The sequence below is a fragment of the Citrobacter sp. GW821-FHT02E08 genome (genome assembly GCF_059421685.1).
This window is the reverse complement of record NZ_JBWKVL010000003.1, coordinates 382,473-406,106: the sequence shown is the minus strand read 5'-3', so window position 1 is coordinate 406,106 and position 23,634 is coordinate 382,473. Positions and strand designations below refer to the sequence as shown.

The following is a 23,634-nucleotide window of genomic DNA, read 5'->3' as shown; positions in this document are numbered from 1 at the left end:
ACAACAAAAGAGGTGAATCATGCAGGATATAACGATGGAAGCTCGCCTGGCTGAACTGGAGAGTCGCCTGGCTTTTCAGGAGATCACCATTGAAGAACTCAATGTGACAGTGACCGCTCATGAGATGGAAATGGCTAAACTACGCGATCATCTGCGTTTGCTGACGGATAAACTCAAAGCCAGCCAACCGTCAAACATTGCCTCTCAGTCCGAAGAGACGCCACCGCCACATTATTGAGACGTAAAAAAAGCGGGTTTCCCCGCTTTTTTTGCGCCCGGTATCGCTACGCTTACCGGGCCAGCATGACGATTAATGGCAACCGCAGCCGCCATTTCCGCCACAACCACCTTTGCCGTGCTCATGACCATGGTCATGGTCGTGGCCGTGGCCACCGCAGCAACCTTCGTGGTCGTGGTCATGGTCGTGACCGTTAGCACCGTGAACGTGGCCATGAGCCAGCTCTTCTTCGGTTGCTTCACGAATCGCGACAACTTCCACGTTGAATTTCAGGTTCTGGCCAGCCAGCATGTGGTTACCGTCAACCACAACGTGGTCGTCTTCCACTTCGGTGATTTCTACCGGTACCGGGCCCTGGTCGGTTTCCGCCAGGAAGCGCATGCCAACCTGCAGTTCGTCAACGCCCATGAACACGTCTTTAGGAACGCGCTGCACCAGGTTTTCGTCATACTGACCGTAAGCGTCGTTAGCGCCTACAGCAACGTCAAATTTGTCGCCAACATCGTGACCTTCCAGCGCCGTTTCCAGGCCAGAGATCAGGGAACCGTGACCATGCAGGTAGTCCAGCGGCGCACTTACCGGAGACTCATCAACCAACACACCGTCTTCTGTACGTACCTGATAGGCCAGGCTGACCACCAGGTCTTTTGCTACTTTCATGATATCTCCTGAGCATGGGAAGAATAGTGGCGCAGATTGTAGCGGAATTCTGCACTCGTGTACCCACTAGCTTAAAAAAACCTGCGACATATCGCTAGTCCGGATGAAAAATCCCGATCACTTGCTCTTCTTTGCGAACATGCTCGCGCGCCGCTTTATCGGCTTCACGCATCTGATGACCACACTTAACGCATTCAACAATATCAACATTATTTTCACGCCACATCGCCAGAGAATCCTGCGCCTGGCAAGATGGGCATTTTGCACCTGCAATAAAACGTTTACGAATTGCCATACTGCTCCCCTACTCAAATTCATCCCAGCCATCCAGCTGGCGCCGTTCTTTCTGCATCTCTCGCTGGAAGATCTCCTCCAGCTCGCGTCGGGCTTCCGTGGCGCGTGAGATTTGAACCGTATCGGTATGCATTGGGATCAACTCCCGTAACATACGCATGTCCAGGCGACGAAAGTGCAGTTGCGCCCGCTGCGCCTGATGCGGATGCATCCCTAATGACACCAGCGTTTTGCGCCCCAACTCCAGCGCACTGGAGAAAGTTTCACGCGAAAACTGCGTCACACCCACCTGTAATAACTCATGTGCTTCTACACGTCCGCGCGCCCGCGCAAGAATATGCAAATGCGGGAAATGCTGCTGGCACAGTTCCACCAGCTTCATGGTGTCTTCAGGCTCGTTACAGGTGATGACGATTGATTCCGCCGCTTCCGCCCCTGCCGAACGCAGGAGATCCACCTGGGTGGCATCACCGTAATACACTTTGTAGCCATATTTACGCATCAGGTTGACGGCACTGATATCCCGCTCAAGTACCGTAATACGCATCTTGTTCGCCATCAACAAACGCCCAATCACCTGACCGAATCGCCCAAACCCCACCACAATCACCTGCGGCTTATCATCATCCACCCAGGGCGCTTCGTCTTCCTCTTCCGGGCCATTGATCTGCCTGGAAAGCCATTTATCAATGAGCTTCATTAACAAGGGTGTTGTCATCATCGACAGCGTGACGGTTACCAGCAGTAACGCCATCTGGTCGCCCTGGAACAGTCGCTGAGAAGACGCGGTAGAAAAGAGCACAAAAGCAAACTCGCCCCCCTGACTCAACACGCCCGCAAACTGCATTCGCTCCGAACTCCTCACGCCATACACGCGAGCCAGCAAATAGAGCACCAGCGTCTTGACGGCCACCAGGATGACGACGCTCATCACGACCCACAACAGATGGGTGTAGAGCACACCAAGATTTAACGACATCCCGACCGAAATAAAGAACAGCCCCAGCAGCAAGCCTTTAAAGGGATCGATGGCGGTTTCCAGCTCATGGCGATATTCGCTTTCCGCCAGTAACACACCCGCAATAAACGTCCCCAGCGCCATCGATAGCCCCAGCGCATCCATAAACAGCGCCGAAGCCAGCACCAACAGCAGGGTGGCAGCGGTGAAAACCTCCCTCACGCCCGAGCTAGCGATAAAGCGAAACACGGGGCGCAGCAGATAACGTCCGCCAATCAGCATGCCCGCAAATGCCAGCACCTTCATGCCCACTTTGATCCAGTCAAAATGTTCATCTGCGGAACCCGCCAGCAGCGGCACCAGCGCCAGCGCCGGGATCACCGCCAGATCCTGAAACAGCAGCACAGAAAAACCCAGTTGCCCGGATTCACTGCGATTCATCCCTTTTTCACGCATCAGCTGCAATGCCATGGCGGTCGACGACATCGCCAGACCGATCCCCCCGACCACTGCCGCCTGCCACGAGAAGCGGGTCAGCATCAGTAACCCCGCCAGCACCGCCGCGCTTAACATCACCTGCGCTGCCCCGACGCCAAAAATAGAACGCCGTAACTGCCAGAGTTTTGCGGGATTCAGCTCCAGGCCAATGATAAACATCAGGAAGACAACGCCCAACTCAGAGAAATGCAGGATCTCATCAACGTCGCTGATAAACCCCAGCCCCCACGGACCGATAGCGATCCCGGCCAGCAGGTAGCCCAGGACCGCGCCGATACCCAGCCGTGCAGCCAACGGCACCGCAACCACTGCCGCGAAGAGAAACAACACGCCTGCCAGCATTAAATCGGAACCTTCCATCAGCGACCTCCCGCAACAACAGGGTTTGCCAGCCACTCACCATACGCCCTGGCATGACTGGCTAATTCCTGCGCACTTTGTCGCCTGGCCCAGTAAATAATGATCGGACTCATCCAATGCATACGACACATCGCCGCCGTCAGTTCAAAGGGGCGCAACACGTCGCTCATCGGATAACGGTTCAGCGCGTCATAGCGATAAGCACTTTCCGGCTCGCCGGTAGTGATCACGCTTCGCCAGTACTTTCCCGCCAGTTGATTTCCTCCGGGACCGCTGGCAAAACCGCGGCTCAACACCCGGTCGAACCACTCTTTGAGCAGTGCCGGGCAACTGTAGGTATACAAAGGGTGCTGAAAAACAATCACATCGTGTTCACGCAATAGCGCCTGCTCATGCGGAATATCGATAAAAAAATCAGGGTAGTGCGCGTAAAGATCGTGCACTGTCACATTACTGAGCTGCATGGCCGGCTTAAGCAGAACCCGATTGGCGACCGAGTCCTGAGATTCCGGATGGGCATACAGCAGCAAAACTTTCGCTGGCTGGGACATCATCCCCCTCCCGGTTTTTGTGTATAGTCGTTGTTTTGGGCTACCATTGCGCTCCAGTGCGGCAGTACGCCCACACACACTACATTATCATAATGATAAATTAACATAGTCTGAACATACGGCGCCTTATGATTGTTTTCTCCTCGTTACAAATTCGCCGCGGCGTACGCGTCTTGCTGGACAATGCTACAGCGACCATCAATCCTGGTCAGAAAGTCGGTCTGGTGGGTAAAAATGGCTGCGGAAAATCTACCCTGCTGGCATTGCTAAAAAATGAAATCAGCGCCGATGGCGGCAATTATTCCTTCCCCGGCAACTGGCAACTGGCGTGGGTGAATCAGGAAACGCCTGCGCTTCCGCAGCCTGCGCTGGAATACGTTATTGACGGCGACCGTGAGTATCGCCAGTTGGAAGCGCAGTTGAACGACGCCAACGAACGTAACGACGGACACGCGATTGCCACCGTGCATGGCAAACTGGACGCCATCGACGCCTGGACCGTACGGTCCCGCGCCGCCAGTCTGCTCCACGGTCTCGGTTTCTCCAATGAGCAACTTGAGCGCCCGGTCAGCGACTTCTCCGGCGGCTGGCGCATGCGTCTTAACCTGGCCCAGGCGCTGATCTGCCGCTCAGATTTGCTGCTGCTCGATGAACCCACCAACCACCTTGATCTGGACGCCGTCATCTGGCTGGAGAAATGGCTGAAGAGCTATCAGGGGACACTGATCCTTATCTCCCACGACCGCGACTTCCTCGATCCGGTGGTCGATAAAATTATTCATATCGAACAACAAACGATGTTCGAGTACACCGGCAACTACAGCGCGTTTGAAATTCAGCGAGCCACACGCCTGGCGCAGCAACAATCGATGTACGAAAGCCAGCAGGAGCGTGTCGCGCACTTGCAAAGCTATATCGACCGTTTCCGCGCCAAAGCGACCAAAGCGAAACAAGCACAGAGCCGCATCAAGATGCTGGAACGCATGGAGCTTATCGCTCCGGCACACGTCGACAACCCGTTCCACTTCAGCTTCCGGGCGCCAGAAAGCCTGCCCAACCCGCTGTTGAAAATGGAGAAAGTGAGCGCCGGATATGGCGAGCGCGTTATTCTCGACTCCATCAAACTCAATCTGGTTCCCGGCTCACGTATCGGACTGTTAGGACGCAACGGCGCAGGGAAATCGACGCTGATCAAATTGCTGGCGGGCGAACTCGACCCTGTCAGCGGGGAGATCGGTCTGGCAAAAGGCATCAAACTGGGGTATTTCGCTCAGCATCAGCTGGAGTTCCTGCGCGCAGACGAATCACCGTTGCAGCATCTGACACGAATGGCGCCACAGGAACTGGAACAGAAGCTGCGGGATTATCTCGGCGGCTTTGGTTTCCAGGGCGATAAAGTCACCGAAGAAACCCAGCGTTTCTCCGGCGGTGAAAAGGCCCGTCTGGTGCTGGCGCTGATCGTCTGGCAGCGTCCGAACCTGCTGCTGCTCGATGAACCGACCAACCACCTGGATCTGGATATGCGTCAGGCACTGACCGAAGCCTTGATCGACTTTGAAGGGGCCCTGGTTGTCGTTTCGCACGACCGTCACCTGCTGCGCTCAACCACTGACGATCTCTATCTGGTTCATGACCGTAAAGTCGAGCCGTTCGATGGCGATCTGGAAGATTATCAACAATGGCTGAGCGACGTGCAGAAGCAGGAAAGTCAGCCTGATGACGCGCCGAAAGACAACGCCAATAGCGCGCAAGCGCGTAAAGATCAGAAACGCCGTGAAGCGGAGCTACGCACGCAAACTCAGCCACTGCGTAAAGAAATTGCGCGACTGGAAAAAGAGATGGAGAAACTGAACGCGCAACTGGCTCAGGCGGAAGAAAAACTGGGCGACAGCGAATTGTACGATCAGAGCAGAAAAGCCGAGCTGACAGCCTGTCTGCAACAGCAAGCCAGCGCCAAATCAGGGCTGGAAGAGTGTGAAATGGCCTGGCTTGAAATACAGGAACAGCTCGAACAGATGCTGGCCGAGTAGCCGTGATTGCCGGATAGCGACGTTGAAGCGTCGCCATCCGGTCTGCTACCTGAAAACCGGGTGAGGTGAATCAGCGTTGCGTCGCCAGCCGCTGGCGGATTTGTTCAAAATGTTCGCGGTTGAACAGTGCCCCATCGAGGAAACGCGTCTTCAGTTCACCCTCCTGCTCCTGAACCCAGCTTTGTTCATCGTGCAGACGTAATTCGCCCTGCTCATCACGCGCAACGCGCAGCAAACCGCGGGCAGAGCGTTTCAGTCCATTATCGGTTTTCGGCGCTTTAAAGATCGTACGGCCGTTGCCGTAGACCTCTCCCCAGGTCGCTTTCATCGCAAAACCAAAGGTGTCGCGCGTGTTGTACTGATAGGTGAAAGAACCGACTCCGAAGACCACATTTGAACTGGCAAACCCTTTCGCCTCCAGCCGCCGCAGGATCTCATTCGCCCGTTCAAGGGTGATGGAGTCGCCATAAATCAACCCGACGTGCGGGTCGAGCACCTTATAACCTTTCTCATTGATTGTGCCGCCGAAAATCTCCCACAGCACTTCCACCGATCCTTTCTCTTGTGGGCTGCGGTCAGCGCGATCATTCTCGTCCATTCCGGTGCCGCAAAGGATCTCCACCGGATCACCGCTGTCGGGGCGAAAGACCACCCGCCCTTCCCGCGCCAGAATGGTATTTTTGAGTTCACGGGTATACTCCGTCAGCACCTGCCAGTAGTCCCAGGTATCAGACACTATCGACACAAAACCCTGCGGGTAAAGATCGACAATCAACCGACGGAACGTTTCAATCTCATGTTCACGCTCGCCCATGCACATCACACTGTGTTCGGTCGCCGGAATACTGGCGCCGATAAAATACGCGTCGCCGTCGGTGTAGTAATCACGGGCATACAACAGCGACGGAATGCTATCCGTGCCTTTAAAACTCAACAGATGTCCACTGCCCGCCTGCATGGTGTCCTGAAGACCGGCCATGCCGCGAAACGAAAAATCATGGCATTGAAAGTCGAGGTGCGTCAGGTCGCTACAGGTTTTCTGTGCCCAACTCTCACAAATTTTGCGGTAATGGTGAGCAATGGTGGCGTTCGTTGAGGCTTTCCAGAGTTCCGCCGACAGTACGGTTTCCAGGTAATTCACCAACCAGAAAAACTCGGGTTTGGTGTTGATAATGGTGAGAACCGGTACCGCCATTGGCACTTTAGTGCCTTCATCCAGCGCCTTAATATGCAACGGCAAGTAGCCCAACTGATGCAGCGCGCGAATATGATCGACCGCGACGGCATCGCGACCGAGATAACTGTCCATCACCTGCTTATATTCGTTGACCACCTCGTCTTCCGGACGGACAAAGAAGGCCTCGTTAAACAGATCGACCAGGAACCACTGTAAAAAGCCCTGCAGACCAAAGAACACCAACTTGCCGTCCGGCAGCGGCGACTGAAAATAGCGATCGCTGCGCGGTGTGAAGTTGGAATACACCCGGGTGGTTCCCTGCGGATACTGCACGCGGTGGGAGACTTTATAGCCGTCGATAGCCAGAATTGGATTCATTTTCATTATGTTGTCTCCCTCAGCGGTAAATCGCGTCAATGTCGATAAGTTCAAACTGCGGATGCGCCAGCGTCGGTGCAGCCAACGAGGTGGTCGTGTAGAGGGCATCAATGCCATTGGCAAACAGGTGTTCCACACCTTTCGAGAAGATGCCATGCGTCACGTACAGACTGACACTGCGCGCTCCGGCATCACGTAATACCTGCGCCGAACCAATGAAGGTGCCGCCTGCGTCGCACAGGTCGTCGACAATCAGCACATCCCGGTCCTTCACGTCCCCCGCCACCAGCGAAAAGCCGGTCAGATTGCCGCTCGCCACATCGCGTTTTTTACTCAGGATGGCGTACTCCGCTGCCCCTGCGACTCTGGCCACAGCATCGATTTTCTTCAGTGACCCGGCGTCCGGCGCCACCAGCATCAGCGCATGTTGTTGAAACTGACGGCGCAGAGTCGCGCTTTGCATCAGGCAGGCTTCCTGTGGCACAGCGATCATGTTATCTATCGCCGCCGCTGCAGCGTCGCTATGCGGGTCGAGCACTTTCACCTTGTCGAACTTCAGCGTGTTGAGCTGACGGGCAAAGACTTTCAGTGCAAAGCTGTCACCGGTAACCATATGGCGGTCCTGACGCGCCCACGGCAGCCAGGGAAGTTCAAGATGACTCACCAACACATCCGTCTGATGACGTACCGCCTCAACCAGTTGCGCCAGCAGCATGAAATCGTTCATATCACGCATCGCCGCTGCGCGAATGCGCATCAGACGAGCGGAGGGCGGTAACGTCTCCGTCACCTTCAGCCAGACAGCGCCATCCGGAAAAACACCGCTGGCAATGGCGTAGACCTGCTCATCCAGCGTTAATGTCAATTTTTCGCTCATATCTCATCCCGCCCTTAATTGTGTCCCTTCGACACAATTAATAATGTCCTTAAGACACATATTAAGCAAGCGCAAAATTGATTAATTTTTCGCAGAGAAGTTAATCAGCTGATAAGTAATGGAAAAAAACGCGCCTTGCCGCCTGATGTCGTGCTGGTACACTTGTGAACGTTCCACATCACCGTGAGTGCCTTATGACAACCGAAGCCGACTATCTGAACCAGTACGATGCCAGCCGCTTTCCTTCTCCCCTGGTCACAGTGGATAGCGTGTTGTTCACCCTGCATGAACAAACGCTGTGTGTCCTGCTGGTCGAACGGGCAAAGCAGCCGCAGAAAGGGCGCTGGGGATTGCCTGGCGGTTTTATTGATATGGCACGCGATGATTCCACCCGCGCGACGGCGTTACGTAAGCTGACAGAAAAAACAGGGGTTTCCCCTTCATGGCTGGAGCAACTGGATACCGTCTCCGGACCGGACCGCGACCCGCGTGGCTGGAGCCTGACCGTCTCCTGGTTCGCGCTGATCGCCTGGGCCGATTGTGCGCCGCATATCGCCAGCGTTAGCGACGCCCGCTGGGTGCCGCTCGACAAGCTTGCCGAATATCCTCTGGCGTTCGACCACGAGAAAATCATTACCTCAGCGCTGCATCGCCTACGGCAAAAAACGATGTACTCGTTACTGCCCGTTTATTGTCTGCCGGCGTCGTTTACCCAGGGTCAGTTGCAGGAGGCGACCGAAATCATTCTGGGTCAGGCCATTCAGCGTAAAAGTCTGATTCGCCGTTTTGAGGCGTCGGGCATGTTTGAAGAGACAGGGGAAAGTGCGGCAACAGGCACGCGTAAAGCCCGTCTCTGGCGGCGTAAACCCGGGGTGGACATCCATCTTTTCTCACGTAACCTCCTGACTGACTAAGCGTAAAATCACATATTGGCTAACCTGCCAGCCGTGTGCGCGGTATAGTTATTCTTCCCGATGATTAATTGCTCTGGTGCTATGGTTGAAATCACCCCCACAGAAATGACCCCGACCGACGCTGATTCGTATGAGTTCCGCCCGATGCGCGGCATCAGCAATCGCCATCTACAAACGATGCTCCCACGACTGATCCGCCGTAAAGTGCAGTTCAGCCCACACTGGCAACGCCTGGAATTACCCGACGGCGATTTTGTCGATCTGGCATGGAGTGAAGATCCGCATCAGGCGAAACACAAACCGCGTCTGGTGGTGTTTCATGGTCTTGAAGGTAGTCTGAACAGCCCGTATGCCCACGGACTCATAGAGGCCGCGCAAAAGCGTGGATGGCTGGGTGTCGTGATGCACTTTCGCGGTTGCAGCGGCGAACCCAATCGCCTGAATCGCATTTATCACTCCGGGGAGACGGAAGACGGCACCTGGTTTTTACAGTGGTTACAACGCGAGTTTGGTCGTGTTCCCACCGCTGCGGTTGGCTATTCACTCGGCGGCAATATGCTGGCCTGCCTGCTGGCGAAAGAAGGCCGGGGTATTCCTGTCGATGCGGCAGTGATTGTCTCCGCGCCTTTCGTGCTTGAAGCCTGCAGTTATCACATGGAAAAAGGGTTTTCGCGCGTTTACCAGCGCTATCTGCTCAATCTGCTCAAAGCCAACGCGTCACGCAAGCTGGCGGCCTATCCCGGCACGCTCCCTGTCAATCTGGCGCAGCTAAAAGCGGTACGGCGTATCCGTGATTTTGATGATCTTATTACTGCCAAAATTCACGGTTTTGCTGATGCGATAGACTATTATCGTCAATGTAGCGCCATGCCGTTGCTCAATCAGATCGCCAAACCCACGCTGATTATTCACGCGAAAGACGATCCGTTTATGGACAGTCATGTGATCCCGAACCCCGAGAATCTGCCGCCGCAGGTAGAGTATCAATTAACCGAGCATGGCGGGCATGTCGGCTTTATCGGTGGGACGCTGCGCCGCCCGGAAATGTGGCTCGAATCGCGCATCCCTGACTGGCTCACCACGTATCTGGAAGCATAATCATGATGATCCCCTGGCAGGAGTTGTCCGCTGAAACGCTGGATAACCTGATTGAAAGCTTTGTATTGCGCGAAGGCACCGATTATGGTGAACATGAACGTTCGCTTGCGCAAAAAGTCGCCGACGTCAAACGTCAGCTACAGTGTGGCGAAGCCGTTCTGGTGTGGTCTGAACTCCACGAAACGGTCAATATCATGCCCAAAAAGCAGTTGCACGAGTAATCCCCCGCTGAGGGCCGACTATACTAAAACGAGTGTTTATTCATGGAGTTGTTATGTCTGCCAAACATCCAGTGATTGCGGTAACAGGGTCCAGCGGCGCGGGGACCACCACCACCAGCCTCGCGTTCCGTAAAATTTTTTCACAGTTAAATCTACGCGCCGCCGAGGTGGAAGGCGACAGTTTTCACCGCTATACCCGCCCGGAAATGGACATGGCGATCCGCAAAGCGCGGGACGCCGGGCGGCATATCAGTTATTTCGGCCCCGAAGCCAATGATTTTGGTCTGCTGGAACAAACGTTCAGCGAGTACGGACAAGTGGGCAAAGGCCAGTCGCGGAAATATCTGCATACCTACGATGAAGCAGTACCGTGGAATCAGGTGCCGGGAACCTTCACGCCGTGGCAACCCTTGCCTGAACCGACCGACGTCCTGTTCTATGAAGGGCTGCACGGCGGCGTAGTGACGCCGCACCATAACGTGGCGCGCCATGTGGATTTACTGGTTGGCGTAGTACCGATCGTGAACCTGGAGTGGATACAAAAACTGATCCGCGACACCAGCGAGCGCGGACACTCCCGCGAGGCGGTGATGGATTCGGTGGTTCGCTCAATGGATGATTACATCAACTACATCACCCCGCAGTTCTCCCGTACGCATATTAACTTCCAGCGTGTACCCACGGTAGACACCTCGAATCCCTTTGCGGCAAAAGGCATCCCGTCATTAGACGAGAGCTTTGTCGTTATTCATTTTCGTAATCTGGAAGGGATCGATTTTCCCTGGTTGCTGGCGATGCTTCAGGGTTCATTTATTTCTCATATCAATACATTAGTCGTGCCGGGCGGCAAAATGGGACTGGCGATGGAGTTGATTATGCTGCCGCTGGTTCAGCGACTGATGGAAGGCAAAAAAATCGAATAATGCGCAGCGTTGCCGGATAAGCGTCACGCCCTCCGGCAACCTGAGATCACGCGGCAATCACTTCGTATGAGTGCGTGATATTCACTGCTTTTTCCAGCATCAACGCAACAGAACAATATTTTTCTGCAGAAAGATCAACAGCGCGCGAAACGGCGGCGTCTTTCAGATCATTGCCAGTCACAATGAAATGCAGATTGATATGGGTGAACAGGCGCGGCGCCTCTTCACGACGCTCGGAAGTGAGCTTCACTTCGCAGTTGGTCACATCCTGGCGTCCCTTTTGCAGAATAGACACCACATCAATCGCACTGCAGCCACCCGCGGCCATTAACACCATTTCCATCGGACTCGGCGCTTTATCACCGGAGTTACCATCCATCAAAATTTGGTGGCCGGAAGCAGACTCTCCCAGGAAGGTTAGCCCTTCGACCCATTTCACACGCGCTTGCATATTTCGTAACTCCAATGTTTCAATTTTCCTGACAGATTACGCGGACATAACAAATCTCGCAATGGAAGGCGACCTGCATCATGCTGAAGCGAGACACCAGGAGACACACGGCGAAAGCTATGCTAAAACAGTCAGGATGCTACAGTAATACATTGACGTACTGCATGTATGCAGAGGACATCACATTACAGGCTGCAGTACATTTTTAGCAGCCCCCTTCCCTGGCAGCGGGAAGCATATTTTGGCAACCCCAGAGACAGCGTCGTTTTCTGGCTCTGGAGACAGCTTATAACAGAGGATAACCGCGCATGGTGCTTGGCAAACCGCAAACAGACCCGACTCTCGAATGGTTCTTGTCTCATTGCCACATTCATAAGTACCCGTCGAAGAGCACGCTGATTCACCAGGGTGAAAAAGCAGAAACGTTGTACTACATCGTTAAAGGCTCAGTGGCAGTGCTGATTAAAGACGAAGAAGGGAAAGAGATGATCCTTTCTTATCTGAATCAGGGCGATTTCATTGGCGAATTGGGCCTGTTTGAAGAAGGCCAGGAACGCAGTGCATGGGTACGTGCAAAAACGGCCTGTGAAGTCGCTGAAATCTCCTACAAAAAATTTCGCCAACTGATCCAGGTGAACCCGGATATTCTGATGCGCCTGTCTTCCCAGATGGCTCGTCGCCTGCAAGTTACGTCCGAAAAAGTCGGCAACCTTGCCTTCCTCGACGTAACTGGTCGTATCGCTCAGACTCTGCTGAACCTGGCGAAACAACCCGATGCGATGACTCACCCGGACGGCATGCAAATCAAAATCACCCGTCAGGAGATCGGTCAGATCGTTGGCTGTTCTCGCGAAACCGTTGGTCGTATTCTGAAAATGCTGGAAGATCAGAACCTGATCTCCGCGCACGGTAAGACCATCGTCGTCTACGGCACTCGTTAACCCCGTCGAAATGGCGTATTACCCTGTAATGCGCCATTTTTGTTGGCACCGATGTGGCGAAGACTGATTTATCACCCTGAAATCAACTACGCACTGCGGCAAACGCTGGTGCTGTGTTTGCCTGTGGCGATCGGCCTTATCATTGGCCAGTTGCATCTGGGATTGCTCTTTTCTCTCGTTCCCGCCTGCTGCAACATTGCCGGGCTTGATACCCCCCACAAACGCTTTTTCAAACGCTTAGTCATTGGCGCATCGCTGTTTGCCGGATGCAGCCTGGCAATGCAACTGCTGCTCGCGCAAGCAATACCGCTGCCGCTGATTCTGACGGGTTTAACGCTGATTCTTGGCGTGACGGCGGAACTCAGCGCCTTGCATGCCCGACTCCTGCCTGCCTCGCTTATCGCCGCTATTTTCACGCTAAGCCTGGCTGGTAACATGCCCGTCTGGGAGCCGTTGCTGATCTATGCCCTGGGCACCCTGTGGTACGGGCTTTTTAACTGGTTTTGGTTCTGGCTCTGGCGTGAACAACCGCTACGCGAGTCACTCAGTTTGTTGTACCGCGAGCTGGCCGACTACTGCGAAGCCAAATACAGTCTGCTCACCCAGCACGCGGATCCTGAAAAAGCGCTGCCACCCTTGTTGGTGCGCCAACAGAAAGCGGTAGATCTCATCACCCAGTGTTACCAGCAAATGCACATGCTGTCGGCGCATCACAACAATGAATATAAACGCCTGCTGCGGGCATTCCAGGAAGCGCTGGACTTACAGGAACACATCTCCGTCAGTCTGCATCAGCCAGAAGAGGTGCAAAAGCTGGTCGAACGCAGCCATGCGGAGCAGGTGATTCGCTGGAACGCGCAAACGGTCGCCACACGCTTACGCATCCTGGCCGATGATATTCTGTATCACCGCCTGCCGACCCGCTTTAGCATGGAAAAGCAGATTGGCGCGCTGGAGAAAATCGCCAACCAGCATCCCGATAACCCGGTGGGCCAGTTCTGTTACTGGCACTTTAGCCGCATTGCCCGTGTATTGCGGACCCAGCGCCCACTCTATGCCCGCGACCTGATGGCGGATAAACAACGCCGACTCCCGCTGATCCCGGCCCTAAAAAACTATCTGTCCTTCAAATCGCCCGCTTTGCGAAATGCCGGGCGCATCAGCGTCATGCTGAGTATCGCCAGCCTGATGGGCAGCGCATTACATCTGCCGAAACCGTACTGGATCCTGATGACGGTGCTGTTTGTGACGCAAAACGGCTACGGCGCGACGCGGGTTCGCATATTGCACCGTTCGGTGGGTACGCTGGTTGGACTGGTGATTGCGGGTGTGACGCTACACTTCCACATCCCTGAAGGCTTCACGCTGGCGGGCATGCTGGTCATTACGCTGGTGAGCTATCTGATCATTCGCAAAAACTACGGCTGGGCAACGGTCGGGTTTACGGTCACTGCGGTGTATACCCTGCAATTGCTGACGTTAAATGGCGAGCAGTACATTGTGCCGCGGTTTATTGATACGGTGATTGGCTGCCTGATCGCGTTTGGTGGAACGGTCTGGCTCTGGCCGCAGTGGCAGAGCGGTCTGTTGCGCAAAAACGCCCACGATGCGCTGGAAGCCGACCAGGAAGCCATCCGCCTGATCCTCAGCAGCAATCCACAGGCAACACCGCTCGCGTATCAGCGTATGCGTGTCAATCAGGCGCACAACACGCTGTACAACTCGCTGAATCAGTCCATGCAGGAACCCGGATTTAACGCGCACTATCTGGCAGATATGAAACTGTGGGTAACGCACAGCCAGTTTATTGTCGAGCACATCAATGCGATGACAACGCTGGCGCGGGAACATACGATGCTGTCGCCAGACCTTGCGCAACGCTATCTGGAATCGTGTGAAATTGCGCTCCAGCGCTGCCAGCAGCGTCTGGAGTATGACGGACCGGGCGGCTCTGGCGATGTGAATATTCTGGAAGCGCCAGAGATGCTCTCCCATGGGCCATTAAGTACCCTGGAACAACACCTGCAGCGCATACTGGGCCACCTGAACACCATGCACACCATTTCTTCGGTCGCCTGGCGTCAACGGCCTCACCACGGGATCTGGCTCAGCCGTCGGTTACGGGATATTAAGAGCTAACGACTTTCGCGACGGCCTGCGCGAAACGCTGCATTCCCTCGTCGATATCCGCCTCTTCCACCACCAGCGAAGGGGCGAAGCGCATCACATCCGGACCGGCATTCAGCACCATCACACCTTCATTCGCGCCCGCATAAAGAAACTCACGCGCTCGTCCCTGATATTGCGGCTTCAACTCTGCCCCAATCAGCAATCCCATCCCGCGAATGTCGCTGAAAACGTCGTACTGCTCGTCAATTTTCTGCAAATGCTGAACAAATTTCTGCCGTTTCGTCTGAATGCCGTCCAGCACGTCTGGCGTGTTAATAATATCGAACGCTGCGCCAGCAACCGCGCAGGCCAGCGGGTTACCACCGTAGGTGGAACCATGGGAACCGACGTGAAACGCAGAGGCAATCTCCTGCGTGGTCAGCATGGCGCTCACCGGGAACCCGCCGCCAAGCGCCTTGGCGCTGGTCAGAATATCCGGCGTCACGCCATAGTACATATACGCAAACAGGGAGCCTGTGCGCCCCATACCGCACTGCACCTCATCAAAGACCAGCAATGCCTGATGCTGGTCGCACAATTCGCGCAGACCTTTCAGGAACTCGGGGGTTGCCGCCGTTAATCCCCCTTCCCCCTGGATGGGCTCCACCACCACCGCGCAGGTATGGTCATCCATCACAGCTTTCACCGCATGGAGATCGTTAAAGGGAACATGGACGATGTCGGCCGGTTTCGGTCCAAAACCATCGGAATACTTCGGCTGGCCGCCAACCGTTACGGTGAACAGTGAGCGACCGTGAAACGCGTTATGGAAGGCGATGATTTTGGTTTTGAACGGACTGTGACGCACGCAGGCGTAGTGACGCGCCAGTTTGAAGGCCGTCTCATTCGCTTCTGTACCCGAGTTCATGAACAGCACGCGTTCTGCAAACGTCGCGTCGATAAGCTTACGCCCCAGTCGTAGCGCCGGTTCATTCGTGAAGACGTTACTGGTGTGCCACAACGTATCGCCCTGGGTTTTCAGCGCCTCAACCAGCGCCGGGTGACAATGCCCCAACGCTGTTACTGCAATCCCGCCAGCAAAATCAACGTATTCCTTTCCTTGTTGATCCCAAACGCGGCTGCCTTTGCCTTTTACCGGAATAAACTCCGCCGGTGCATAAATCGGCAGAATAACCTCATCAAAAGTCGCGCGTGTAATTGCAGTTTGTTCAGTTGCCATCTTATGACCACCCAGTTATGCAGAAATTAACGTGAAATTATAATCACAAAATATGCATAAAAAATCATTAGATAGCAACCACAAATCAGCGCTGGAGGAAATTTGCCAGTAGCTGATGCCCCTGCTCGCTGAGAATGCTTTCTGGATGAAACTGGACACCTTCCAGATCCCATTCCCGATGGCGAATGCCCATAATTTCCCGGGTTTCACTCCAGGCGGTGACGTCAAAACAGGCGGGTAGCGTGGCCGGGTCAATCACCAGAGAATGGTAACGCGTCACACACAATGGCGTCGGCAACCCCAGGAAAACCCCCTGACCGGTATGGGTTATCGGCGAGGTTTTACCATGAATGACTTTCGCTGCCCGAACGATGGTCGCGCCAAACGCCTGCGCCATGGCCTGGTGGCCCAGACACACGCCCAGGATGGGCAGCCGTCCGGCATAATGGCGAATCACATCCAGCGAAATTCCGGCCTCGTTGGGCGTACAAGGGCCAGGAGAAATCACGATCTTTTGCGGATTGAGTGCGTCGATTTGTGCCAGCGTCAACTCGTCATTCCGTTTGACCAGCACGTCAGCGCCAAGCTCGCAAAAATACTGGTAGAGGTTCCAGGTGAAAGAATCGTAGTTGTCGATTAGCAGGATCATGGCGGCTCCGGTACGTTAGAACCGCGCTATTCTACTCAGTTTCCTCAGCTTCGCTCACCACTTTACGAAATATTGCCTGCAATGCCGAAAGGTCGCCCATGGCGCCACTCTGGTTGGCCTGATTCCATTCATCCACCTGAATACCGTCCCAGGTCAGCGTGTAACCAGCATGAATCGCCAGTTGTTCAAAGAAGATGCGCTGAGCCAGACCACTGCCAATACGAAACGGATGCAGCATATTGATCTCGCAATAGTAATGCGCGAGCCTGACGACGAATTTCTCTTTTGGCAATCCGGACAGATACCCTTCTTCTTCCAGATCCTGCATCAGGGCATTGCCCTCTTTTTCGATCCAGGCAAAATGGCAAAAAGGCGTGTCCCCCTGATAGATATCCACTTCACGTAACTTTCCCGCCCAGTCGAAAATGTCCTGATAAAGTTGGCGATGAATAGCACACAGGTAGGGTAAACCACGGACCCGCGGCCCCAGTTCGATGGTCGCGGCGCGTAACGCCGTCAGTTCATATGCCGCCTGCTCCAGACGCTGAACCTGGTGGATGCCTAAACGGTTACGCATGACATCGAGACCGTCGTAAAGATAGGGGTCGCGTCCTTCACCGAATTTATCGCTCATAGTGCCTCCTCAACGCCTCAAGACGTACAAGAGCTTCCTCTGCGGTCAGAGTAACCAGGGGGATTTCAACACCTTCAAGACGGCGACTGGCCTGGAAATTGGCGTTTCGCAGATGTTTCCAGAGACGAGATTTTTGTTTATCGGTGAGCTTTTTCACGTGACCTCCCTGAATGCGCCTTCACTTGCCACAAGTATAAGCAGCAATTTCGGGTTACGCAGAGGTCGGGAATAGCGCGGGTATCAACAACCCGCGCAAAATGCGATTACGGCAGAACTTTCGCGGAAAGGATAACAACCGGTTTTGACGGAACATTTTGATAAGGGCCCACGTCGTGGGTCTGGACCTGAGAGATTTTGTCCGCCACATCCATGCCTTTCACGACTTTACCGAAAACGGCATAGCCGAAGTCACGCTGGCCGTGATCGAGGAAAGCATTGTCCGCGATGTTGATAAAGAACTGGCTGGTGGCGCTGTCTTTGTCGGCCGTACGCGCCATCGCAATGGTGCCACGGGTGTTACGTAAACCGTTATCCGCTTCATTTTTGATTGGCGGGTTAGGTTTCTTCTGCTGCATTTGTTCGTTAAAACCGCCGCCCTGGACCATAAAGCCGGGGATCACACGGTGAAACGTGGTGTTATTGTAGAAACCACTGTTTACATAATCGACAAAATTTTGCACTGAAACAGGCGCTTTCTGGCTATTCAGCTCCAGCTCAATATTACCGGCAGAGGTTGTCAGCAGAACGTGTGGATCACCTTTCGCTGCCAGCGCTGCAGGAGAGAGAGCGGAAAGAGCGAGAACAGCTGCAACAGCCGCCAGAGTCGATTTGAGCATGAGATTTCCTTAACGGGAGCAGAAACAAAAGCAAGTGGATTGATTCTAAAGAGCCTTCCATGACAAGGCCATCCCTTTACTTAATTTTACGTATCGAATCCCCCTGTCATGTCAGGCCACCTAATTTTTTGTGACAAATGTCACTTTAAAAAATGCAACAGCTGAATCAATTACTAATAAATATTTAAATGCGTCACTAAAACGCCTAAAATCTGCCCGCCCATTGCGCTGTCAACGCGCTTTACACCTCTATACACAGGCCAGTCATGACTAACAGCAATCGTATCAAGCTCACATGGATTAGCTTTCTCTCCTACGCCCTGACAGGGGCGTTGGTAATTGTCACCGGTATGGTGATGGGAAACATTGCAGATTACTTCCATCTGCCTGTTTCCAGTATGAGCAACACTTTCACCTTCCTCAATGCCGGTATTTTGATCTCTATCTTCCTCAATGCCTGGCTGATGGAAATTGTCCCGCTGAAAACACAGCTGCGTTTTGGATTTATCCTGATGCTACTGGCGGTTGCCGGACTGATGTTCGGCCATAGTCTGGCGCTGTTTTCTGCCGCCATGTTTGTTCTGGGGCTGGTCAGCGGCATCACCATGTCGATCGGTACGTTCCTGATCACGCAGATGTACGAAGGTCGTCAACGTGGTTCACGACTGTTGTTTACCGACTCTTTCTTTAGCATGGCGGGAATGATTTTCCCGATGGTCGCCGCCTACCTGCTGGCACGCAGCATTGAGTGGTACTGGGTTTATGCCTGCATCGGTCTGGTCTATGCGGCCATTTTCATTCTGACCTTCGGGTGTGAATTCCCGGCGCTGGGTAAACATGCACAGCAAACCGAAACCCCTGTGGCGAAAGAAAAATGGGGCATCGGCGTGCTGTTCCTGGCCATTGCAGCCCTGTGCTATATCCTTGGTCAGTTGTGTTTTATCTCCTGGGTGCCGGAATACGCCAAAAGCCTGGGCATGAGCCTGAATGATGCCGGTACGCTGGTCAGCGATTTCTGGATGTCGTACATGTTCGGGATGTGGGGATTCAGCTTCATTCTGCGTTTCTTTGACCTGCAGCGCATTCTGACGGTGCTGGCAGGTCTGGCAACCGTGCTGATGTACCTGTTTATTACCGGCACGCCAGAACATATGCCGTGGTTTATATTGACGCTGGGCTTCTTCTCCAGCGCCATTTATACCACCATCATCACACTCGGTTCACAGCAGACCAAAGTCGCCTCGCCAAAGCTGGTTAACTTTATTCTGACCTGCGGCACTATCGGCACGATGTTGACCTTTGTGGTTACGGGGCCAATTGTGGCGCACAGCGGCCCGCAGGCGGCGCTGATCACCGCGAATGGTCTGTATGCGGTCGTCTTTGCGATGTGTTTTATCCTCGGATTCGTCACCCGTCATCGTCAACATAACGTCCCGGCAGCCCACTAAGTTCTCCTGCCCCTTTTCGTCCTGAAAAGGGGCTTCTTCTCCCCTCCTCCTGAAGGCGTAAATCTCAAAATCGCCTGTGGTAGCTGCTAACTCCCTAAAACCCTTCAATTTGTATGTTATTTGTACAAACACGAAAAGCCAGACAATTCCGTGACTTATAAAAATGCTGACAAATCAGCAATATACCTCTAAAGGAGTATATAAAGGTGAATTTGATTTACATCAATAAGCGGGGTTGCTGAATCGTTAAGGTAGGCAGTAATAGAAAAGAAATCGAGGCAAAAATGAGCAAAGTCAGACTCGCTATTATCGGTAATGGTATGGTCGGCCACCGCTTTATTGAGGATCTTCTTGATAAAGCTGACGCGACCCAGTTTGATATTACCGTCTTCTGTGAAGAACCCCGCAAAGCATACGACCGTGTCCACCTGTCTTCTTACTTCTCCCACCACACGGCTGAAGAGCTGTCGTTGGTGCGTGAAGGGTTTTATGAAAAGCACGGTGTGAAAGTTCTGGTGGGCGAGCGCGCCATCACCATTAACCGCCAGGAGAAGGTCATCCACTCCAGCGCCGGGCGTACGGTCTATTACGATAAGCTCGTCATGGCGACCGGTTCCTATCCGTGGATCCCGCCGATTAAAGGTTCCGAAACTCAGGATTGCTTTGTTTACCGCACCATTGAAGACCTCAACGCCATTGAGTCCTGCGCCCGTCGCAGCAAACGTGGGGCCGTTGTTGGCGGTGGTCTGCTGGGTCTGGAAGCCGCTGGCGCCCTGAAAAACCTCGGCGTCGAAACGCATGTGATCGAATTTGCCCCGATGTTGATGGCTGAACAGCTGGATCACATGGGTGGCGAGCAGTTACGCCGCAAAATTGAAAGCATGGGCGTGCGCGTGCACACCAGCAAAAACACCAAAGAGATCGTTCAGGAAGGAACTGAAGCGCGCAAAACTATGCGTTTTGCCGACGGTAGCGAACTGGAAGTGGATTTTATCGTCTTCTCCACCGGTATTCGCCCCCGTGACAAGCTGGCTACCCAGTGTGGTCTGGACGTCGCTCAGCGCGGCGGCATCGTGATTAACGACACCTGCCAGACCTCTGACCCGGATATCTACGCGATTGGCGAATGCGCCAGCTGGAACGACCGCGTATACGGTCTGGTCGCACCAGGCTACAAAATGGCGCAGGTCGCCGTTGACCATATTCTCAAAAATGAAAACGCCTTTGAAGGCGCGGATCTGAGCGCCAAGCTGAAACTGCTGGGCGTCGACGTAGGCGGTATCGGCGATGCGCATGGCCGCACGCCTGGCGCACGTAGCTATGTCTATCTTGATGAAAGCAAAGAAGTCTACAAACGCCTGATCGTCAGTAAAGACAACAAAACGCTGCTCGGTGCGGTTCTGGTCGGTGACACCAGCGATTACGGCAACCTGCTGCAACTGGTGCTGAACGCCATCGAACTGCCGGAGAACCCGGATTCACTGATCCTGCCAGCACACGCGGGCAGCGGCAAGCCGTCCATCGGCGTAGATAAACTGCCGGACAGCGCGCAGATTTGCTCCTGCTTCGACGTCACGAAAGGTATGCTGGTCGCCGCCATCAACAAAGGTTGCCACACCGTTGCCGCCCTGAAAGCGGAAACCAAAGCAGGTACCGGCTGCGGGGGTTGTATTCCGCTGGTCACTCAGGTACTGAATGCCGAACTGGCGAAACAGGGTATTGAAGTGAACAACAACCTGTGCGAGCACTTCCCGTACTCTCGCCAGGAGCTGTTCCATCTCATTCGGGTGGAAGGCATCAAAACCTTTGAAGAACTGCTGGCGAAACACGGTAAAGGCTACGGTTGCGAAGTGTGTAAACCCACCGTTGGCTCCCTGCTGGCCTCCTGCTGGAATGAATACATTCTGAAGCCACAGCACACACCGCTACAGGATACCAACGACAACTTCCTGGCCAATATTCAGAAAGACGGCACCTACTCCGTGATCCCGCGTTCCGCAGGCGGTGAAATTACCCCGGAAGGCCTGGTGGCGGTGGGCCGTATCGCCCGTGAATTCAATCTGTATACCAAGATCACCGGGTCTCAGCGTATTGGCCTGTTTGGCGCGCAGAAAGACGACCTGCCGGAGATCTGGCGTCAGCTGATTGACGCGGGCTTCGAAACCGGTCATGCGTACGCGAAAGCACTACGTATGGCGAAAACCTGCGTCGGCAGCACCTGGTGTCGTTACGGCGTGGGCGACAGCGTCGGCTTCGGCGTTGAACTGGAAAACCGCTACAAAGGCATCCGCACCCCGCACAAAATGAAATTCGGCGTTTCCGGCTGTACCCGTGAGTGTGCAGAAGCCCAGGGTAAAGATGTCGGTATTATTGCGACGGAAAAAGGCTGGAACCTGTACGTCTGCGGCAACGGCGGGATGAAACCGCGCCACGCCGATCTGCTGGCAGCAGATATCGACAGCGAAACGCTGCTCAAATATCTCGATCGTTTCATGATGTTCTACATCCGTACGGCAGACAAACTGACGCGTACCGCACCGTGGTTAGATAGCCTGGAAGGCGGTATTGAATACCTGAAGTCCGTCATCATCGACGACAAACTGGGTCTGAACGAACACCTGGAAGAAGAGATGGCGCGTCTGCGCGAAGCCGTCATCTGCGAGTGGACAGAAACCGTCAACACGCCGTCTGCGCAGGTCCGCTTCAGACACTTTATCAACAGCGATAAACGCGACCCGAACGTCCAGGTCGTTCCTGAACGTGAGCAGCATCGTCCGGCAACACCGTACGAACGCATTCCGGTAACTCTGGTGGAGGAGAACGCATGAGCCAGTGGAAAAACATCTGCAAAATCGATGACATTCTGCCTGCAACCGGCGTCTGTGCGCTGTTAGGCGAAGAGCAGGTCGCTATTTTCCGTCCTTACCATAGCGACCAGGTCTTTGCGATCAGCAACATCGATCCCTTTTTCGAATCCAGCGTGTTGTCTCGCGGGTTGATTGCAGAGCACCAGGGGGAGTTGTGGGTCGCCAGCCCGCTGAAAAAACAGCGCTTCCGCCTGCGCGATGGCCTGTGCATGGAGGACGAAAGTCACTCCGTGGCGCACTACGAAGCCCGTGTCAAAGACGGCATCGTACAACTGCGCGGTTAATGCATGAACGGGAGGTGCAACGCCTTCCTTATTTGACGTATTTGGTAGGCCTTTTTTCGTAGGCCTGATAAGCGTAGCGCCATCAGGCAAATGGCATAAGCACATTGCCGGATGGCGGCATAAATGCCTTATCCGGCCTACGTACGATTGTTTTTTTATTATTTATATTTCAAGGGTAATCAAACACATGTTCACAGACACTATTAACAAGTGTGCGGCTAACGCTGCGCGCATCGCACGCCTGTCGGCGAAAAACCCGCTCGGCTTCTGGGTTAGTTCTGCAATGGCGGGGGCCTATGTCGGTCTCGGTATTATCCTTATTTTCACCCTCGGGAATCTGCTCGATCCTTCTATCCGCCCGCTGGTAATGGGTGCAACCTTTGGTATTGCGTTGACGCTGGTGATTATTGCCGGTTCTGAACTCTTCACGGGCCACACCATGTTTCTGACGCTCGGCGTCAAAGCAGGTACCATCAGCCACGGGCAAATGTGGGCCATTCTGCCGCAAACCTGGCTGGGCAACCTGGTGGGGTCGGTGTTCGTCGCGCTGCTGTATAGCTGGGGCGGCGGTAGCCTGCTGCCGGTCGATACCAGCATTGTGCACTCGGTTGCCCTCGCCAAAACGGCCGCCCCGGCCACCGTGCTCTTTTTCAAAGGCGCGCTGTGTAACTGGCTGGTTTGTCTGGCAATCTGGATGGCAATCCGTACCGAAGGCGCCGCGAAGTTCATCGCCATCTGGTGGTGTCTGCTGGCGTTTATCGCCTCGGGCTATGAGCACTCCGTTGCCAACATGACCCTGTTTGCCCTCTCCTGGTTTGGCCATCACAGTGATGCCTATACATTGTCCGGGATCGGTCACAATTTGTTGTGGGTAACACTAGGTAATACTTTGTCCGGTGTCGTGTTCATGGGATGGGGTTATTGGTATGCTACGCCGAAATCGGAGCGTCCGGCTCCGGCAAAAATCAACCAAACTGAGGCTGCTGCCAATAATTAAG

General features: G+C 54.2%; 23 protein-coding genes and 1 pseudogene. 12 read left to right on the top strand and 12 right to left on the bottom strand.

Annotation, left to right across the window (positions count from 1 at the left end; translation table 11 throughout):
• Positions 1-19: 19 nt before the first annotated feature.
• Entirely contained in the window at positions 20-238 is a 219-nt protein-coding gene (locus tag AC07UY_RS06230; RefSeq protein ID WP_162383486.1) for a protein SlyX, read from the top strand.
• Between the two features lie 72 nt (positions 239-310).
• Here the strand turns inward: AC07UY_RS06230 and slyD are convergent, their stop codons facing one another.
• The 4 genes from slyD to kefG all read right to left on the bottom strand — a co-directional run bounded on the left by slyD (position 311) and on the right by kefG (position 3,559).
• On the bottom strand, positions 311-898 hold the full coding sequence (gene slyD / locus AC07UY_RS06225; RefSeq protein ID WP_203359765.1) for a peptidylprolyl isomerase: 588 nt from the start codon (positions 896-898) through the stop codon (positions 311-313).
• Positions 899-992: 94 nt separating this feature from the next.
• A complete protein-coding gene (locus tag AC07UY_RS06220) occupies positions 993-1,193 on the bottom strand; it encodes a YheV family putative zinc ribbon protein (protein ID WP_192610765.1) in 201 nt (66 codons plus the stop codon).
• Between the two features lie 9 nt (positions 1,194-1,202).
• Complete coding sequence (kefB, locus tag AC07UY_RS06215) at positions 1,203-3,008, bottom strand: glutathione-regulated potassium-efflux system protein KefB (protein WP_203359764.1); 1,806 nt, start codon at positions 3,006-3,008, stop codon at positions 1,203-1,205.
• Positions 3,008-3,559, bottom strand: a complete 552-nt coding sequence (kefG, locus tag AC07UY_RS06210; RefSeq protein ID WP_162383517.1) for a glutathione-regulated potassium-efflux system ancillary protein KefG — start codon at positions 3,557-3,559, stop codon at positions 3,008-3,010. Before kefG ends, kefB begins: the two co-directional genes overlap by 1 nt.
• A 128-nt stretch (positions 3,560-3,687) precedes the next feature.
• On the opposite strand from kefG, the gene AC07UY_RS06205 reads away from it, so the two are divergent.
• The gene (locus tag AC07UY_RS06205; protein WP_494659753.1) at positions 3,688-5,589 is read left to right on the top strand and encodes an ABC transporter ATP-binding protein; all 1,902 of its coding nucleotides are present in this window, start codon (positions 3,688-3,690) and stop codon (positions 5,587-5,589) included.
• A gap of 70 nt (positions 5,590-5,659) precedes the next feature.
• Here the strand turns inward: AC07UY_RS06205 and AC07UY_RS06200 are convergent, their stop codons facing one another.
• Together AC07UY_RS06200 and prs are read right to left on the bottom strand one after the other, a co-directional pair.
• Complete coding sequence (locus AC07UY_RS06200; protein ID WP_494659752.1) at positions 5,660-7,150, bottom strand: nicotinate phosphoribosyltransferase; 1,491 nt, start codon at positions 7,148-7,150, stop codon at positions 5,660-5,662.
• A 13-nt stretch (positions 7,151-7,163) separates the two neighbouring features.
• Positions 7,164-8,021, bottom strand: coding sequence for a ribose-phosphate diphosphokinase (prs, locus tag AC07UY_RS06195; RefSeq protein WP_494659751.1), 858 nt, complete (start codon positions 8,019-8,021; stop codon positions 7,164-7,166).
• A 194-nt stretch (positions 8,022-8,215) separates the two neighbouring features.
• On the opposite strand from prs, the gene AC07UY_RS06190 reads away from it, so the two are divergent.
• From AC07UY_RS06190 to AC07UY_RS06175, 4 genes and pseudogenes are all read left to right on the top strand, one after another.
• Positions 8,216-8,935 (top strand): NUDIX domain-containing protein, encoded by a 720-nt coding sequence (locus AC07UY_RS06190; protein ID WP_494700807.1) that lies wholly within the window; start codon positions 8,216-8,218, stop codon positions 8,933-8,935.
• Between the two features lie 35 nt (positions 8,936-8,970).
• Positions 8,971-10,033 (top strand): annotated as a pseudogene (locus AC07UY_RS06185) (hydrolase).
• A gap of 2 nt (positions 10,034-10,035) precedes the next feature.
• Positions 10,036-10,254 (top strand): YheU family protein, encoded by a 219-nt coding sequence (locus tag AC07UY_RS06180; RefSeq protein ID WP_192610758.1) that lies wholly within the window; start codon positions 10,036-10,038, stop codon positions 10,252-10,254.
• Positions 10,255-10,307: 53 nt separating this feature from the next.
• Entirely contained in the window at positions 10,308-11,177 is an 870-nt protein-coding gene (locus tag AC07UY_RS06175) for a phosphoribulokinase (RefSeq protein ID WP_203359757.1), read from the top strand.
• A gap of 46 nt (positions 11,178-11,223) precedes the next feature.
• Here AC07UY_RS06175 and AC07UY_RS06170 read toward each other — a convergent pair whose 3' ends face one another.
• Positions 11,224-11,628 (bottom strand): OsmC family protein, encoded by a 405-nt coding sequence (locus tag AC07UY_RS06170; RefSeq protein ID WP_192614277.1) that lies wholly within the window; start codon positions 11,626-11,628, stop codon positions 11,224-11,226.
• Between the two features lie 308 nt (positions 11,629-11,936).
• Here AC07UY_RS06170 and crp point away from each other — a divergent pair, with 308 nt between their 5' ends.
• Positions 11,937-12,569: a cAMP-activated global transcriptional regulator CRP gene (gene crp, locus AC07UY_RS06165; RefSeq protein ID WP_000242758.1), complete on the top strand. Its 633-nt coding sequence runs from the start codon at positions 11,937-11,939 to the stop codon at positions 12,567-12,569.
• 51 nt (positions 12,570-12,620) lie between these two features.
• Positions 12,621-14,708 (top strand): YccS/YhfK family putative transporter, encoded by a 2,088-nt coding sequence (locus AC07UY_RS06160; RefSeq protein WP_494700906.1) that lies wholly within the window; start codon positions 12,621-12,623, stop codon positions 14,706-14,708.
• Here the strand turns inward: AC07UY_RS06160 and argD are convergent.
• The 5 genes from argD to ppiA all read right to left on the bottom strand — a co-directional run bounded on the left by argD (position 14,698) and on the right by ppiA (position 18,037).
• A complete protein-coding gene (gene argD, locus AC07UY_RS06155; protein ID WP_494700808.1) occupies positions 14,698-15,918 on the bottom strand; it encodes a bifunctional acetylornithine/succinyldiaminopimelate transaminase in 1,221 nt (406 codons plus the stop codon). The two genes, AC07UY_RS06160 and argD, sit on opposite strands and share 11 nt — an antisense overlap.
• 85 nt (positions 15,919-16,003) lie before the next feature.
• The gene (pabA, locus tag AC07UY_RS06150) at positions 16,004-16,567 is read right to left on the bottom strand and encodes an aminodeoxychorismate synthase component 2 (protein WP_494659748.1); all 564 of its coding nucleotides are present in this window, start codon (positions 16,565-16,567) and stop codon (positions 16,004-16,006) included.
• Between the two features lie 31 nt (positions 16,568-16,598).
• On the bottom strand, positions 16,599-17,201 hold the full coding sequence (locus tag AC07UY_RS06145; RefSeq protein WP_494659747.1) for a putative adenosine monophosphate-protein transferase Fic: 603 nt from the start codon (positions 17,199-17,201) through the stop codon (positions 16,599-16,601).
• On the bottom strand, positions 17,191-17,358 hold the full coding sequence (ficA, locus tag AC07UY_RS06140) for a FicA/YhfG family antitoxin (RefSeq protein ID WP_494659746.1): 168 nt from the start codon (positions 17,356-17,358) through the stop codon (positions 17,191-17,193). Before ficA ends, AC07UY_RS06145 begins: the two co-directional genes overlap by 11 nt.
• Before the next feature lie 106 nt (positions 17,359-17,464).
• Positions 17,465-18,037, bottom strand: a complete 573-nt coding sequence (ppiA, locus tag AC07UY_RS06135) for a peptidylprolyl isomerase A (RefSeq protein WP_162383502.1) — start codon at positions 18,035-18,037, stop codon at positions 17,465-17,467.
• A 266-nt stretch (positions 18,038-18,303) separates the two neighbouring features.
• On the opposite strand from ppiA, the gene tsgA reads away from it, so the two are divergent.
• The 4 genes from tsgA to nirC all read left to right on the top strand — a co-directional run bounded on the left by tsgA (position 18,304) and on the right by nirC (position 23,633).
• Positions 18,304-19,485 (top strand): MFS transporter TsgA, encoded by a 1,182-nt coding sequence (gene tsgA, locus AC07UY_RS06130; protein ID WP_203359752.1) that lies wholly within the window; start codon positions 18,304-18,306, stop codon positions 19,483-19,485.
• Between the two features lie 284 nt (positions 19,486-19,769).
• Complete coding sequence (gene nirB / locus AC07UY_RS06125) at positions 19,770-22,313, top strand: NADPH-nitrite reductase large subunit (RefSeq protein WP_494700809.1); 2,544 nt, start codon at positions 19,770-19,772, stop codon at positions 22,311-22,313.
• Positions 22,310-22,636, top strand: coding sequence for a nitrite reductase small subunit NirD (gene nirD, locus AC07UY_RS06120; protein ID WP_301700493.1), 327 nt, complete (start codon positions 22,310-22,312; stop codon positions 22,634-22,636). Before nirB ends, nirD begins: the two co-directional genes overlap by 4 nt.
• 187 nt (positions 22,637-22,823) lie before the next feature.
• Complete coding sequence (gene nirC, locus AC07UY_RS06115; protein ID WP_494700810.1) at positions 22,824-23,633, top strand: nitrite transporter NirC; 810 nt, start codon at positions 22,824-22,826, stop codon at positions 23,631-23,633.
• Position 23,634: the final 1 nt, after the last annotated feature.

Coding starts and splice junctions, on each gene's coding strand:
- AC07UY_RS06220 (WP_192610765.1), bottom strand. CDS start 1,193: ATGGCAATTCGTAAACGTTTTATTGCAGGTGCAAAATGCCCATCTTGC.
- slyD (WP_203359765.1), bottom strand. CDS start 898: ATGAAAGTAGCAAAAGACCTGGTGGTCAGCCTGGCCTATCAGGTACGT.
- prs (WP_494659751.1), bottom strand. CDS start 8,021: ATGAGCGAAAAATTGACATTAACGCTGGATGAGCAGGTCTACGCCATT.
- ppiA (WP_162383502.1), bottom strand. CDS start 18,037: ATGCTCAAATCGACTCTGGCGGCTGTTGCAGCTGTTCTCGCTCTTTCC.
- nirD (WP_301700493.1), top strand. CDS start 22,310: ATGAGCCAGTGGAAAAACATCTGCAAAATCGATGACATTCTGCCTGCA.
- AC07UY_RS06200 (WP_494659752.1), bottom strand. CDS start 7,150: ATGAAAATGAATCCAATTCTGGCTATCGACGGCTATAAAGTCTCCCAC.
- kefB (WP_203359764.1), bottom strand. CDS start 3,008: ATGGAAGGTTCCGATTTAATGCTGGCAGGCGTGTTGTTTCTCTTCGCG.
- kefG (WP_162383517.1), bottom strand. CDS start 3,559: ATGTCCCAGCCAGCGAAAGTTTTGCTGCTGTATGCCCATCCGGAATCT.
- AC07UY_RS06160 (WP_494700906.1), top strand. CDS start 12,621: ATGTGGCGAAGACTGATTTATCACCCTGAAATCAACTACGCACTGCGG.
- nirB (WP_494700809.1), top strand. CDS start 19,770: ATGAGCAAAGTCAGACTCGCTATTATCGGTAATGGTATGGTCGGCCAC.
- AC07UY_RS06175 (WP_203359757.1), top strand. CDS start 10,308: ATGTCTGCCAAACATCCAGTGATTGCGGTAACAGGGTCCAGCGGCGCG.
- pabA (WP_494659748.1), bottom strand. CDS start 16,567: ATGATCCTGCTAATCGACAACTACGATTCTTTCACCTGGAACCTCTAC.
- AC07UY_RS06170 (WP_192614277.1), bottom strand. CDS start 11,628: ATGCAAGCGCGTGTGAAATGGGTCGAAGGGCTAACCTTCCTGGGAGAG.
- nirC (WP_494700810.1), top strand. CDS start 22,824: ATGTTCACAGACACTATTAACAAGTGTGCGGCTAACGCTGCGCGCATC.
- crp (WP_000242758.1), top strand. CDS start 11,937: ATGGTGCTTGGCAAACCGCAAACAGACCCGACTCTCGAATGGTTCTTG.
- AC07UY_RS06205 (WP_494659753.1), top strand. CDS start 3,688: ATGATTGTTTTCTCCTCGTTACAAATTCGCCGCGGCGTACGCGTCTTG.
- AC07UY_RS06230 (WP_162383486.1), top strand. CDS start 20: ATGCAGGATATAACGATGGAAGCTCGCCTGGCTGAACTGGAGAGTCGC.
- AC07UY_RS06145 (WP_494659747.1), bottom strand. CDS start 17,201: ATGAGCGATAAATTCGGTGAAGGACGCGACCCCTATCTTTACGACGGT.
- AC07UY_RS06190 (WP_494700807.1), top strand. CDS start 8,216: ATGACAACCGAAGCCGACTATCTGAACCAGTACGATGCCAGCCGCTTT.
- argD (WP_494700808.1), bottom strand. CDS start 15,918: ATGGCAACTGAACAAACTGCAATTACACGCGCGACTTTTGATGAGGTT.
- AC07UY_RS06180 (WP_192610758.1), top strand. CDS start 10,036: ATGATGATCCCCTGGCAGGAGTTGTCCGCTGAAACGCTGGATAACCTG.
- tsgA (WP_203359752.1), top strand. CDS start 18,304: ATGACTAACAGCAATCGTATCAAGCTCACATGGATTAGCTTTCTCTCC.